Below are 13,043 nucleotides of genomic sequence, written 5' to 3'. Positions count from 1 at the left end.
GCGGGAACTCAGGCCTCGGCGGCCTTCCGCGCGATGTCCGTACGGTGCTGCGAGCCGTCAAGGCGGATGCGGCCGACCGCCGCGTAGGCACGCTCGCGGGCCTGCGACAGGTCCGTTCCGGTCGCGGTGACCGAAAGGACCCGGCCGCCGGCGCTCACGATCGCGTCGCCGTCCCGCTTCGTCCCGGCATGGAGCACGTACGCGTGCGGGGCGTCCTTCTCGGCGACCTCGTCCAGGCCCTCGATCGGGTCGCCCGTCCGCGGGGTCTCCGGGTAGTTGTGGGAGGCGACGACCACGGTGACCGCGGCCTCGTCGCTCCAGTTCAGCGGCGCCTGGTCGTCCAGAGTGCCGTTCGCGGAGTGCAGCAGGACACCCGCCAGGGGGGTCTTCAGCCGGGCCAGCACGACCTGGGTCTCCGGGTCGCCGAAGCGGGCGTTGAACTCGATGACCCGGACGCCACGGCTGGTGATCGCCAGACCCGCGTACAGCAGGCCCGAGAACGGCGTGCCGCGGCGGCGCAGCTCGTCGACGGTCGGCTGGAGGACGGTCCCGAGGACCTCCTCGACCAGCTTCGGGTCCGCCCACGGCAGCGGCGAGTAGGCGCCCATGCCGCCGGTGTTCGGGCCCTCGTCGCCGTCGAGCGCGCGCTTGAAGTCCTGCGCGGGCTGCAGCGGCAGGACGGTGGTGCCGTCGGTGATCGCGAAGAGGGAGACCTCGGGGCCGTCCAGGAACTCCTCGATGACCACCCGGTCGCAGGCCAGCGCGTGCTCCCGCGCCTTGGCGAGGTCGTCGGTCACGACGACGCCCTTGCCGGCGGCCAGACCGTCGTCCTTGACCACGTACGGAGCGCCGAAGGCGTCGAGCGCCTCGTCGATCTCCTCCGGAGTGGTGCAGACGTAGCTGCGGGCCGTCGGAACGTTCGCCCCGGCCATGACGTCCTTGGCGAACGCCTTGGAGCCCTCCAGCCGCGCCGCCTCCCGCGAGGGGCCGAAGGCGGGGATGCCGGCCGCGCGGACGGCGTCGGCGACGCCGGCGACGAGCGGGGCCTCCGGGCCGACGACGACCAGACCGGCACCGAGCTCGGTGGCGAGGCGCGCGACGGCGTCGCCGTCCAGCTGGTCGACGGGGTGCAGCTCGGCGACCTCCGCGATTCCGGCGTTGCCGGGCGCGCAGTGCAGAGCGGTGACGTCGGGATCGAGGGAGAGAGAGCGGCACAGGGCGTGTTCGCGGGCGCCGCCGCCGATGACGAGGACCTTCACGCCAGCCAGGGTAGCCCGCTGGCCGGGATGCCCCTTGTGCGGGCCACTGAACGAGACGCCCCTACTCGTTCGTGTATTCCTCCACAACCGTGGCTCCGAGCTCCCGCACGATCAGGTCGTGCCCGGACAGCGCCGAGTCGACGAGGTCCGGATCGTCCTCCTCCGGCACGTCGTCCTCAGGCGCCACGGGCTGCGGCGCGGGCGGCGTGTACGCGGACGCGGACTCCTGCCGCTCGGGCGCGGGAGCCTGCTGGAAGGCGGGCGGCTGCGGAGCGGCCGGCGCCTGCTGCGGGGCCGGGGCGGACGGCGGAGCCTGCTGGAAGGCGGGCGCGGGAGCGGCGGCCTGCGGCCGGCCGAAGCCTCCGGTACCACCCGACCCGCCGAAGCCGGTGGCGGCGGGCGGCGGCGAGGCACCACCCGAGGGGTCGATGATCGCCTCGATCTTCCAGTTCACCTGGAACTGCTCGGCGAGGGCCTGCTTGAGGACGTCCTCACTGCCGCTGCTCGCGAAGTTGTCGCGAGCACCCGCGTTGAGGAAGCCGAGCTGGAGGGTCGTGCCGTCGAAGCCCGCGACCTGCGCGTTCTGGCTGAGCAGGATCCAGGTGAAACGGCGCCGGTTCTTCACGGCGTCGAGGATCTGCGGCCAGAGGTTCCGCACCTGGGCGGTGTCACCGCCCGTGGCGGCCGGGGCGGGCGCCGGCGCGGGCTGCCGCGCCTGCACGGGGGCGGGCGCGGCCGGAGCCGGCGCCGCCGGGGCGGACGCGCCGGGCCAGGCACCGGGAGCGCCGCCGCCGGGAGTGGCGGCACCGGGCCAGGCGCCGGGCCGGGGCCCGGCGGGCGCCTGGGGCGCGGGAGCCTCCACGGGAGCGGGGGCGGGCGCCGCCTGCGGCGCGGCCTGTACGGGAGCGGGCGCGGGGGCCGGCGGGGGCGGGGCCATCGGGGTGTGGGCGTCGGGACCGGGGACGTACCCCAGGGCGGGCGCGGGCGGTCCCGACGGCCCCGGCGTGAAGACCGGCGGGCCCTGCACGAAGGCGGGCGCGGCGGACACCGACGGCCCGGAGGCCGCGCCGCGCTCCAGGCGGTCCAGGCGCGCCTGGACGGAACGCTCGTCGTCGAAGGCGGCGGGCAGCAGCACGCGCGCGCAGATCAGCTCCAGCTGGAGCCGGGGCGAGGTGGCGCCCCGCATCTCGGTCAGACCGGTGTTGACCAGGTCGGCGGCCCGGCTCAGCTCGGCGGCGCCGAACACGGACGCCTGGGCCTGCATGCGCTCGATCACGTCGACGGGGGCGTCGATGAGCCCCTTCTCGGCAGCGTCCGGCACGGCGGCCAGGATCACCAGGTCACGCAGCCGCTCCAGGAGGTCGGCGACGAACCTGCGCGGATCGTTGCCGCCCTCGATCACCCGGTCGACGACCTCGAAGGCGGCGGCGCCGTCACCGGCCGCGAAGGCCTCCACGACCGAGTCGAGCAGCGACCCGTCGGTGTAGCCCAGCAGCGAGGTCGCCATGGCGTACGTCACGCCGTCGGCGGCGGCACCGGCCAGGAGCTGGTCCATCACGGACATGGAGTCACGCACGGAACCGGCACCGGCCCGGACGACGAGCGGCAGCACCCCGTCCTCGACGGGGATCCCCTCGCGGCCGCACACCTCGCCGAGGTAGTCCCGGAGCGTGCCGGGCGGCACCAGCCGGAAGGGATAGTGATGGGTCCGCGACCGGATGGTCCCGATGACCTTCTCGGGCTCGGTCGTGGCGAAGATGAACTTCAGGTGCTCCGGCGGCTCCTCGACCACCTTCAGGAGGGCGTTGAAGCCCGCCGAGGTGACCATGTGGGCCTCGTCGATGATGTAGATCTTGTAGCGGCTGGACGCGGGCCCGAAGAAGGCCTTCTCCCGCAGGTCACGGGCGTCGTCCACACCACCGTGCGAGGCGGCGTCGATCTCGATGACGTCGATCGACCCCGGCCCGTTCCGCGCGAGGTCACGGCAGGACTGGCACTCCCCGCAGGGCGTGGGCGTCGGCCCCTGCTCACAGTTCAGACACCGCGCGAGGATGCGCGCACTGGTCGTCTTGCCACAGCCCCGGGGCCCGCTGAACAGGTACGCGTGATTGACCCGGTTGTTCCGCAGGGCCTGCTGCAACGGGTCGGTGACATGCTCCTGCCCGATGACCTCGGCGAAGGACTCGGGGCGATAGCGGCGGTAGAGCGCGAGAGACGACACATGTACGAGGTTATAGGCGCCCACCGACAACCCGGGAAAAACCACCGGGGGCGGGGGGCGGGTGAGGTCGGAGCCCGCACCGCCTCGGCCCGACCTGAGGGGCCTGACGTGACCGGCCCGGACCGACGTGACCGGCCCGGCCCGGCCCAACCCGACCTGATCGGCCCGGCCCGCCTGGCCCGGCCCGCCTGGCCCGGCCCGCCCGGGAACGCAAGCGCCCCTCACGCACCTGCCAGAGCCGACCTACCCTTGCTGCCTTCCGGCCCTGGGGGAGTTCAGTCAGATAGCACCGCGTGAGGGGCTCCGCCCAGCGTACCCGATCCCCGACCCCGCCTTGCCCAGCTCCCCCCACCTGGGACACCTCGGGGACCCCACCCGACCCCCTCCCCCGATCGAGTTCGCGAGCACCCTCCTCGGTCATGTAATGTTCGCGGCGGAGGATTCGCCTAGAGGCCTAGGGCGCACGCTTGGAAAGCGTGTTGGGGGCAACCCCTCACGAGTTCGAATCTCGTATCCTCCGCCATTGCTCTCACCGGGCAATTCGTCGAAGGGCCCCACCGTTCACGGTGGGGCCCTTCGACGTTGTCCGTGGCTTCCCCGGCGGCGTTACGCGCCGGCGACCGTCCGGTGGGCCCGGTGGGTCGTCAGGGCCTGGCCCAGTGCCAGCACGCTCAGGGCGAACATCAGCACGCCCAGGGGGACGTGGACCGGCGGCACGTGGGCTATGCCCAGGATCACCTGCGCCGAGGCGAGCACCAGGAAGCCGGACGAATAGAGGATGGGCCGCGGCGAGCCGCCGCCCGGCCGCCACGCCAGGATCGCGGCCAGCACGTACAGCATCGTCGCGCCGTACATCACCCGCGCTCCGACGCTGTGCAGCACCTCGCCGACGGACGAGGACAGCAGCATCCCGGCGGTGGTCGCCTGGAAGAAGAGGGACAAGGTCTGCAGGGCTGTCGCGACCTGCACGAGCGTGAGGGTTCGGCGTGCTGCCGTCGTCCGGGTGGCCATGGTGCGGTCCCCTCTTCTGCCTCGCGGCGGTGATCGATAGTGTCTCGTCGGTTCGACGACACAGGGCCGCGAAATGTGAGGCGGGGCGCCGAGGAAACAGCGGCGAGGCAGAAGAACCGGGGGACGGACGCCACCATGAACACCTCATCCGGGCCGGGTCACGACAGCTCCGAGCAGGTTCTCGGCGTGATCACCGGCGAGCGGCGCCGGCTGATCAACGTCGCCTACCGGCTGCTCGGTTCGCTGACCGAGGCCGAGGACGCCGTACAGGAGGCCTACGCCCGCTGGTACGCGATGCCGCGCCGGCAGCAGGAGGCCGTCGAGTCACCCGGGGCATGGCTGACCACGGTGGCCAGCCGGATCTGCCTGGACCTGCTCGGCTCCGCCCGGGTCCGGCGCGAGCGCTACGTCGGCCAATGGATACCCGAGCCGGTGCCCGGCCGTGGGGAGTGGATCGGCGGACCGGGAGGCGGCACGGGGACGGTGCCGGACGACCCCGCCGACCTCATCACCCTGGACGAGTCGGTGAGCATGGCCTTCCTCGTCGTCCTGGAGTCCATGACGCCCGCCGAACGCGTGGCGTTCGTCCTCCACGACGTCTTCCGGTACCCCTTCGCCGAGATCGCCGACATCGTCGGCCGGACACCGGCCGCCTGCCGCCAGCTCGCGTCCTCGGCGCGCCGGCGGGTGAGCGCCGCGCAGGCCCCGCCGGGCACGGGGGCCACGTCGGGCGCGGTGGGCACTTCGGTCACGGTGGGCACTTCGGTCACGGCGGCCGAGCAGGCGGGTCTGGTGCGGCACTTCAAGCGGGCGTGGGAGGCCAGGGACATCGAGGCGCTCGTCGGCCTCCTCGACCCCGACGCGGCGATGGTCGCCGACGGCGGCGGTCTGGTCGGCGCGGTCCTCCGCCCGGTCGAGGGCGGCAGGCGGATCGCCCAGTACCTGATCCACATGGCCGACAAGGCCCCCGGCCTGACCCTCCTGGAACGCCCGGTCAACGGCCGCCCCGGCCTTGTCGCCCAGCACACGGGCGTGACGGTGACGGTCGCGGCGTTCGACCTGACCGGCGACCGCATCGGGCGCATCTGGGCGGTGCGCAACCCGGAGAAACTCCGCGCGTGGACGAAGAACGCGGGACCGGGACGGGATACGGGACCGGCCGGCCTCGCTCTCTGACGGTGCTCGATCCACGCCCTACACGGGGCAGGGGCGGTACTCGAGGCTGAGTTCGCGGTCGACGGCGTAGCTGGTCCGCATCGACGCGTCGATCACCTGCTGCCAGGAGCCGTACTTCACGTACAGCTGATCGGCGGTGGGGCCGAGGGGATTGCCGTACTTGGCGATGTTCCGCTGCTCCAGGATCCGCACCTCCTCCGGGGTCATGCCGGCGCGGGTGATCTCCTTCGCCTGGTTCCGCATGTCGACCAGCTCCCGGGCGATCTCCTCATCCGTGGCGCCCGCCTCGCGCATGGCGGCCTCCGTGCGATGCATGTCCTCCAGGAGGCCGTGGTACCGCATCCGGGTCCGCTGGGCCTCCACCTTCTCGTCCATCGGCAGGACGCGGATCCGGCACACGACCGGGTCGGTGCTGGGACAGGGGTCGTCGGCCGGAACGGGCCGGGCGAGCGGGGCCGTGATGACCGAACCGCACGCCTCGACCGCACCAGCCACGGAGGACCCGGCCGTACCGAAGAGAGCGAGGGCGGCGACGAAGGGCAGAACGGCGCGACGAACCCGCGAGGGGGAGGAAGGAAACATGCCCGCATCCTTGGGCGCACCGCCGCACCCCTTCACGCAGGCGCACCGGTGATCACTCCTACGGGGTGGCGGCGGAGCGCGCATCGAGTACGGGTGCGGTCGCAAGGCTTCGTCACGTTCGACCCAAAGGCCGGAGATGATCCATCTAGAAATCCTATGACCGCATCACGACCTCTCGACTGGCACGGCTGCCTCGTCGACGGGCAGCATCGAGGCGCGGCCATCCCGGAGACCGGGGTCCTGGTGAGGGCCCAAGTCACCTCCCACCTCAGCCCCGAGACGTCCTCGGCGATCGACGGAGGCCGGGTCCGTACGGCCAGGGACTTCGTCGCCCAGATGACCGAGCCAACCGCGCGGCCTGCGAAGAGGTTCAACAGGAACACCTGACGGACCGCTACCCCGAGGTGATCCAACCGGCGATCACCATCAGCGAGCGGCGGATCGGAAAGCCGGAGGGGTAGCCCGCGCTGCCCTGGGCGTCATGGCTGGGTGCGCACGGGTCCGCTCTGCGGGTGACGACAGCCACGAGGGGCCTCGTTCACCGGATCGGGGGGTGATCTGAGGGAGGGACGTTCCTGCGACAACCGATCTGTAGTGATGTCGATACTTTCTGTAATGACCAGTCGGCTCGACCAAACAGGGGTTATCGATGAGGAAGTTGGCTACGGCGGTGGTGGCCGCGGGGCTGTTCTTTGGGGGGATGGGGGTGGCGGTTGCGGACACTTGGCATTCCCTGGCGCTCCTGAAGACGACCGGGGCTCGCTTCGAGGAGGGCAAGTTCAAGTGGGAGCCCGCAGAGCGGGAGCACGGCGCGTTTCACGTCAAGGGCAAGTTGCGTGACATCGGCCTGGAAGACGACCACAACGTGTACCTGCAGGTGAAGGTGCACGGCTACGGGTGGAACCGCTTCGACGGCGTGCAGAAGAAGACTGTCTGGCTCGACAAGGTCGTCTATGACGGGGCCACTCGGTACACGACCTCAGCGGATGTTCGCGTCTGCCAGAACCGCGGCTCTCTGCGTCCCGACAACTGCTCGCCAGCAAGCCACTTCGAGCGCAAGTAGACAGCCAGCCCGTGATGGGAGCCGCCATTGGCGGCTCCCACCCCTTTGGAGTACGACCACGATGGACGTCATCCTCCGCGCCGATGGCGTGGATCTTTTCTATGGCACCGAGCAGGCCGTCAGCAGCGCGGATTTCACTCTCAAGCGCGGCGAAGTGGCCGCCATCATGGGTAGCAGCGGGTCGGGGAAGTCGTCGCTGCTGTACTGCCTCGCGGGGGTTCTGCCGCCGACCAACGGCACCGTGACCTTCGACGGCGTACAGCTCTCGGCCCTTCCCGACGGAGAGCTGAGCGCCCTGCGGCGTACCCGTCTCGGTTTCGTTTTCCAGTACGGGGAGTTGTTGCCCGAACTGACCGTGGAGGAGAACGCCGCACTCCCCCTCCGCCTCGCCGGCATCAGCAAGACCCACGCTCATGCCGTGGCCGCCCAGGTACTGGGACGGCTCGGCATGAGCGAGCTGTTGCGGCGCAGGACCTCGAAGTTGTCGGGAGGCCAGAGTCAGCGCGTTGCGGTTGCGCGGGCTCTGGTCCACCGGCCGGACGTGGTGTTCGCCGACGAGCCGACCGGAGCGCTGGACAGCGCCAACGCGACCGCTGTGCTCGAGGAGTTCCTTCGGCTGGCACGCCGGCAGAAGACCGCCGTCGTGATCGTCACCCACGACGCCGACGTGGCCGCGAGGGCCGACACGCAGTACACGATGTCGGACGGGGTGCTGGCCCAGCGGGTGGCGGTGTGAACACGTTCGTACTCGGCATGCGGCTGCTGTGGGGTAGCGGTCGCCGGGGACGCGTCCGGTTCCTGCTGATGGCGATGGGGTCGGCGCTCGGGGTCGCGTGCCTTGCCGCCGTGCTCACCATCCCTTCGATCCTTGCCGCCCATGACGCGCGCACGGCTGCCCGCCAGCCCTGGCCAGGGGAAGGGCGGTTTGTCTACCTCCAGCTCAGCGACCCTTTCGGCTCACAACCCCTTCGCAGGGTGTTCGTCGCACGCACGGAACCTGGACCAAGCCTCGCAGCGCCGGGGGTCAAGAGGCTTCCTGAAGCCGGCGAGGTTGTCATCTCACCGAAACTCGAAGAGATCCTTGCTTCAAACCCGCAGGTGGCCGGACTTGTACCAGGCCGTGTGACCGCCACGATCGCACCAGAGGGCCTGGGGGGGCCTGACGACCTGTACGCGTACATCGGCACCCGCGCTACAGAGTTGCCTGATGCCGCGCCGCTCGGCGGCTTCGGCCGTCGCTACTCCTCGCAAAAGATCATCGATTCTGGAACTCTCGACATTCTGCGGTTCACTCTCGGGTGCATCGTGCTGCTACCCCTTGTCGTTTTCCTCTCCGTCTGCGCGCGTCTATCCGGCGAGTCACGCGCCCGTCGGCTGGCTGCCCTCCGGCTCGTCGGGCTCAGCATGAAGGACACCCTGCGAGTCAATGCTGGGGAGAGCGTGGCTGCTGCATTCAGCGGGGCTTTGCTAGGCACCGTGGCGTACCTCGGTATCAACGAGATCGGGGCACGGGTTGGACTGCCAGGACTGCAGTGGTATCCGGCGGACGGATGGCCAGAGCTGCCGACACTCGCCGCATGCCTTCTCGGCTGTCCCGCACTCGCATGGTTCGTAGGACGACATGGTGCTCGTCAAGCGGCACGGTCCCCCATCAGTGTGCGACGCACAGCGGAGCGTCGACGGCCCCGGAAGTACGGATCGCTGCTGCTGGTTCCTGGATTGGGAGTCATCGGCGGGTATTGCATTCTCAGTGCGGCCGGAGGAGACCCTTCGGGCGGATCAGCTAGCGCCGTGCTAGTACCTGCTGCCGTGCTGCTGACTGGGGCGGGACTCGTCCTAGGGCTGACGCCGATCACAGCATGGATCGCTCAGCGGGTGGCTGGGACTGCGGAGAAGCTTCCATTGGTGCTAGCCATGAGGCGCACGGAGGTGGATCCCGGCAGTTCTTTGCGAGTGGCTACTGGCCTCGTTCTACTCATGTTTGGTGCATCCCTGACCCAAGGCGTGCTCATCGAGTTGGACCAGGTGAGTCGGCGCACTGCTCCGGTCCAGGAGTACAGCATTCCGCTGGCCGATCTGAGCTCTCAGCAGCGCGAACAAATGACCGCTGTTGACGGAGTGGATGCAACCGGAATGGCCGCGTCCTCATGGGTGCACACTCTGGAAGAAGATGTGCCCGCTGTACAAGCCGTCGTTGCGACGTGTGCCCAACTTGCTGCCTTTACTGAAAGCATGCGGGGGTGCGTCGACAACGAGGTTCTAAGGATCAACGATCCGGCACTTCTGATTGATGAGGATGCCCGCCCTGGCAGAAAATTCCCATTCCTACTGAGCAGCGGCGGAATTCTGGAGGTCAGCGTCCCTTCAGCCGCTGTCTCGATTCGAGCATTTCAACCATCCGAATTCGCAGGCCCGAGCCTCCTCATTCCCCCTTCAAGGGTTCCTCGCGGGACATTCATCAAGGATGGCCACCTGGTTCTCCTCAGCGACTCCGACCCCGCCACCATCCGTGCCGTCCTCGACGGTGTCGGGGCCGTGGCGCCTACCTCGGCTGTGGAGCCGGTGGGGATTGTCATCGACTCGCTCGCTCAGCTCACCGTCATCCGGAGTCTGTTGGTCGTCGGGATGGTGCTCGGGTTGGTCATCGGGGTGGCCGCGTTTGTTGTGTCTGTGGCTGATCGGGCCATGGAGCGGCGGGGGCAGGTGACTGCGCTCGCGTTGTTGGGGGCTCGGGCTGGGACGTTGCGGGTGGTGCAGGTTCTGCAGGTGTTGTTGCCGCTTGGCGTGGGGCTGGGGGCGGCCATCGTGGCGGGGTGGCTTGCCGAGTCCAGTTATCTGATCACCGGCGGTGGTGCGGTGCACTGGGACTGGGAGGGGCTTCCCCTGCTCTTCGTCTGCGCCCTCGGCGTGCTCCTCGCCGCCGCTCTCGCCTCCGTGCCCATGGTGCGGCGGCACATCGATCCTGAGCACATTCGGCGGGATTGAAGGCGGGTCGCGCGCGGGCGATGAGTTTTTGGGGTGGCGAGGGTCTTAGTGTCGTTGTTCGCTTCGCCTGACAGGAGATCAGCCATGTCCGAGAACGTCGTCAAGGGTCCCGCCAGTTACTTCCCCTCCATCGAGAAGAAGTACGGCCGGCCCGTCTCCGAGTGGCAGGGGCTCATCCGGGCCTCGCCGCTCGCCAAGCACATGGAGCTGGTCTCCTGGCTGAAGGACGAGTACGGGCTGGGGCACGGGCACGCCAACGCGCTCGTCGCCCACACCCTCGCCGAGGGGAAGTGACCCGCGGCGTTCATACCGCCAGTTCGTGGGCCGTGCGGGCCGTCACCCGGGGCGTCAGGGCCACCGTCGCCACCGCGGTCGTCGTGCCCGCCACCAGGGCCGTCCACCAGAGGACCGACGGGCCCAGGGTCGTGTAGACGGCCACGCCCAGGGTGAGGGCCGCGAAGCGGGCCGTGCCCCAGGTCCAGCTGTAGGCGCCCTGGTAGCGGCCCCGGGCGTGGGCCGGGGCCAGGTTGGCCACCACGCCTGCCGCGATGCCCGCGACCACGACCTCGCCCAGCGACCAGACCACGACCGACACCGTGTAGCCGGCGATTCCGTCCGCCACGCCCGTGAGCGCGACGCCGGCCGCGATCAGTGTGCCGCCCGCGCCCTGTACGGCCAGTTGCGGGAAGCGGGCCAGCCAGGCCGTCGCGAAGGGCTGGAGTGCCACCACCAGGATCGCGTTCACCGCCGCCATCGCCCCGTACACCGCAGGCGACAGCCCGCTGTCGTGGATCGCGAGCGGCAGGGCGACCTCGGTCAGCGAGTACACGAACAACTGGATCCCGAACAGCGGCAGCAGGATCAGCGCCAGGCGGTCGCGGAGGACCACTCCGTACCCGATGCCGTCCTTCCTCCCGCTCGTCTTCCGCGGGCTCGCCGTACGTCGCGGTTCCGGCAGGCGGACCGCGACGACCAAGGCGTACACGAGCATCGAGCCCGCGTCGACGGCGAACAGCAGCCAGTAGCCGTGCGCGGCGAGGTAGCCGCCGAGGATGCCCGCCACGGCCGTCCCGATGTTCACTCCCCAGCCGAACAGGGCGTACGCACGCTGGCGGCGCTCGCTGTCCACGGCGTCCGCGAGCAGGGCGTACGCCGCCGGGGAGACCGTGCTGCCCGCCGCGCTGATCAGCAGCGCCGCCGCGGCCATCGTCCACACGCCAGGCGCGAGGAACAGTGCGCCCTGCGCCGCCGAGGCCCCGATCAGGCCGATCAGCATCGTCGGGCGGCGCCCGATGCGGTCGGCCAGGATGCCGCCTACGGCAGGGCCGAGGAGGTTGCCGGCACCGAGGGCACCGAGGACGTACGAAGTGTCGGAGCCGGTCACCCCGCGTGAGGCGAGGAAGAAGACCAGGAACGGCGTGACGAGATAGCCCAGCCTGTTGATGATCGTTCCCGCGAAGATCGTCCAGACCACGGACGGCAGGTCCCGGAACGAGGACGGGACCAGGCGGGAGGTCGATGAGCGGGCGGGAGCGGGATCAGGGGTGGAAGGAGAGGGCGGTGTCGGCTGCTGGGGGGATTCGTTCGACGGCATGTCTGGAGCTTGGGGCCCGCCCCTCCCCACCCTCCATTCATTAAGCTCAGAACGAATCCAAATCAGCCGTTCGCACCCACCCCGCACCTAGGACACCGCCTCGTGGACTCCGGGCTCAGCTTCTCCGCCGCCGACCTCGCTCAGACCCGCTTCGCCGTCTCCCCCCTGTGGGAGGTCGTCACCAGCTACCGCGTCCTCACCGGCCGGCCCGACTCCGCACCCCATCAGCGCTGGGTCGCGCAGGTCCGGCCCCGGATCGTGCGGGCCGGCCTCGACCGCGGCTGGCTCGCCGCGCTCGTTCCCCCGCACGGCTACCTCGCGGACTTCCTCAACCCCACCCCCTCCGGGCCCTTCCCCACCCTCGACTCCGAACTCGACGCCCTCCGCCGCACCCCCGCCGACCAGGTCCGCGACGATCTCCAGAAGCTCCAGAAGCTGCCGAGGGAGGGGGCCGCGGGCGAGCTTCTGCGCATGCTGCACGAGGACACCCCTGCCGCCCTGCTCAAGGTCGCCGACGAGATCGAGACCTACTGGGAGCTGGCCCTCGCCCCCTACTGGGCCCGCATCCAGCACGTCCTCGAAGCCGATGTCTTCCATCGGGCGCGGCAGGTCGCCGAGCACGGTTCCGCGCGGGTCCTGAGCGACCTGCACGAAACCGTACGGTGGGACGACGGCACCCTGCTGCTCGTACGGCGGCATTGCTCGCTGAGCCGCGACGAGGCCGGGTCCGGCCTGCTCCTCGTCCCCTCCGTCTTCGCCTGGCCCCGGGTCCTCACCCGCTCCGTCGCGCCCGACCCGCCCCAGCTCGCCTATCCGGCGCGGGGGTTCGGCACCGTCTGGGAGCCCCGTACCGCGGGAGCGACCGAGGCCGTCGCCGCCGTTCTCGGGCGCTCCCGCACCCTGCTCCTCACCGAGCTCGACACGCCCGCGTCCACCACCCAGCTCGCCGCCCACTGCGGGCTGTCCCCCGCCGGGGTCTCGCAGCACCTCATCGCGCTGCGGAACGCCGGCCTCGTGACCGCCCACCGCAGCGGACGTTCCGTCCTCTACGCCCGTACCGCCGTCGCCGATCAGCTTCTCAACCCGTAAGGGGTCGCTCCTCCCCGTACGGGGCCTCCGTCGTCGATCCGCCTCTCAACTCGTGGGGGATCA

12 protein-coding genes, 1 tRNA gene and 1 other RNA gene are annotated in these 13,043 nt (G+C 70.4%); 8 read left to right on the top strand and 6 right to left on the bottom strand.

All coding sequences use genetic code 11. From position 1 onward, the window contains the following. Positions 1-8: 8 nt before the first annotated feature. From purD to ffs, 3 genes are all read right to left on the bottom strand, one after another. Positions 9-1,259, bottom strand: a complete 1,251-nt coding sequence (purD, locus tag DEJ43_RS19060; protein WP_041662689.1) for a phosphoribosylamine--glycine ligase — start codon at positions 1,257-1,259, stop codon at positions 9-11. 61 nt (positions 1,260-1,320) lie between these two features. After that, a complete protein-coding gene (locus DEJ43_RS19055) occupies positions 1,321-3,480 on the bottom strand; it encodes a DNA polymerase III subunit gamma and tau (protein ID WP_071891410.1) in 2,160 nt (719 codons plus the stop codon). Between the two features lie 207 nt (positions 3,481-3,687). Continuing rightward, an RNA gene (gene ffs, locus DEJ43_RS19050) (signal recognition particle sRNA small type) lies at positions 3,688-3,786 on the bottom strand. Positions 3,787-3,915: 129 nt separating this feature from the next. Between ffs and DEJ43_RS19045 the strand changes: the two genes are divergently transcribed. Continuing rightward, positions 3,916-4,003 (top strand) — tRNA-Ser (locus DEJ43_RS19045). Positions 4,004-4,086: 83 nt separating this feature from the next. Here the strand turns inward: DEJ43_RS19045 and DEJ43_RS19040 are convergent. After that, positions 4,087-4,491 carry a hypothetical protein gene (locus DEJ43_RS19040; protein ID WP_015035021.1) on the bottom strand — a complete coding sequence of 135 codons (405 nt, stop codon included), beginning with the start codon at positions 4,489-4,491 and terminating at the stop codon, positions 4,087-4,089. Between the two features lie 135 nt (positions 4,492-4,626). On the opposite strand from DEJ43_RS19040, the gene sigJ reads away from it, so the two are divergent. After that, complete coding sequence (gene sigJ, locus DEJ43_RS19035) at positions 4,627-5,667, top strand: RNA polymerase sigma factor SigJ (protein ID WP_041662687.1); 1,041 nt, start codon at positions 4,627-4,629, stop codon at positions 5,665-5,667. 18 nt (positions 5,668-5,685) lie between these two features. Here the strand turns inward: sigJ and DEJ43_RS19030 are convergent, their stop codons facing one another. Continuing rightward, the gene (locus DEJ43_RS19030) at positions 5,686-6,249 is read right to left on the bottom strand and encodes a hypothetical protein (RefSeq protein ID WP_041662686.1); all 564 of its coding nucleotides are present in this window, start codon (positions 6,247-6,249) and stop codon (positions 5,686-5,688) included. A 156-nt stretch (positions 6,250-6,405) separates the two neighbouring features. On the opposite strand from DEJ43_RS19030, the gene DEJ43_RS19025 reads away from it, so the two are divergent. From DEJ43_RS19025 to DEJ43_RS19005, 5 genes are all read left to right on the top strand, one after another. Next, on the top strand, positions 6,406-6,636 hold the full coding sequence (locus DEJ43_RS19025) for a hypothetical protein (RefSeq protein ID WP_041662685.1): 231 nt from the start codon (positions 6,406-6,408) through the stop codon (positions 6,634-6,636). Between the two features lie 262 nt (positions 6,637-6,898). Beyond that, on the top strand, positions 6,899-7,312 hold the full coding sequence (locus DEJ43_RS19020) for a hypothetical protein (RefSeq protein ID WP_015035017.1): 414 nt from the start codon (positions 6,899-6,901) through the stop codon (positions 7,310-7,312). Positions 7,313-7,373: 61 nt separating this feature from the next. Further along, positions 7,374-8,048, top strand: a complete 675-nt coding sequence (locus DEJ43_RS19015; protein ID WP_015035016.1) for an ABC transporter ATP-binding protein — start codon at positions 7,374-7,376, stop codon at positions 8,046-8,048. Beyond that, complete coding sequence (locus DEJ43_RS19010) at positions 8,045-10,297, top strand: FtsX-like permease family protein (RefSeq protein WP_015035015.1); 2,253 nt, start codon at positions 8,045-8,047, stop codon at positions 10,295-10,297. Before DEJ43_RS19015 ends, DEJ43_RS19010 begins: the two co-directional genes overlap by 4 nt. A gap of 84 nt (positions 10,298-10,381) precedes the next feature. Beyond that, a complete protein-coding gene (locus DEJ43_RS19005; protein WP_015035014.1) occupies positions 10,382-10,591 on the top strand; it encodes a DUF4287 domain-containing protein in 210 nt (69 codons plus the stop codon). Between the two features lie 10 nt (positions 10,592-10,601). On the opposite strand, the gene DEJ43_RS19000 is transcribed toward DEJ43_RS19005, so the two are convergent. Then, on the bottom strand, positions 10,602-11,891 hold the full coding sequence (locus tag DEJ43_RS19000; protein WP_015035013.1) for an MDR family MFS transporter: 1,290 nt from the start codon (positions 11,889-11,891) through the stop codon (positions 10,602-10,604). Positions 11,892-11,993: 102 nt separating this feature from the next. Here DEJ43_RS19000 and DEJ43_RS18995 point away from each other — a divergent pair, with 102 nt between their 5' ends. After that, on the top strand, positions 11,994-12,980 hold the full coding sequence (locus tag DEJ43_RS18995) for an ArsR/SmtB family transcription factor (protein ID WP_041662684.1): 987 nt from the start codon (positions 11,994-11,996) through the stop codon (positions 12,978-12,980). The last annotated feature ends 63 nt before the right edge of the window (positions 12,981-13,043 follow it).

Source organism: Streptomyces venezuelae ATCC 10712, from assembly GCF_008639165.1.
GTDB classification, from domain to species: Bacteria; Actinomycetota; Actinomycetes; order Streptomycetales; family Streptomycetaceae; genus Streptomyces; species Streptomyces venezuelae.
The sequence above is the reverse complement of the archived record's forward strand: the minus strand, read 5'-3'. Positions and strand labels throughout refer to the sequence as shown.

Coding starts and splice junctions, on each gene's coding strand:
- DEJ43_RS19005 (WP_015035014.1), top strand. CDS start 10,382: ATGTCCGAGAACGTCGTCAAGGGTCCCGCCAGTTACTTCCCCTCCATC.
- DEJ43_RS19020 (WP_015035017.1), top strand. CDS start 6,899: ATGAGGAAGTTGGCTACGGCGGTGGTGGCCGCGGGGCTGTTCTTTGGG.
- DEJ43_RS19030 (WP_041662686.1), bottom strand. CDS start 6,249: ATGTTTCCTTCCTCCCCCTCGCGGGTTCGTCGCGCCGTTCTGCCCTTC.
- DEJ43_RS19040 (WP_015035021.1), bottom strand. CDS start 4,491: ATGGCCACCCGGACGACGGCAGCACGCCGAACCCTCACGCTCGTGCAG.
- DEJ43_RS19000 (WP_015035013.1), bottom strand. CDS start 11,891: ATGCCGTCGAACGAATCCCCCCAGCAGCCGACACCGCCCTCTCCTTCC.
- sigJ (WP_041662687.1), top strand. CDS start 4,627: ATGAACACCTCATCCGGGCCGGGTCACGACAGCTCCGAGCAGGTTCTC.
- DEJ43_RS19015 (WP_015035016.1), top strand. CDS start 7,374: ATGGACGTCATCCTCCGCGCCGATGGCGTGGATCTTTTCTATGGCACC.
- DEJ43_RS19025 (WP_041662685.1), top strand. CDS start 6,406: ATGACCGCATCACGACCTCTCGACTGGCACGGCTGCCTCGTCGACGGG.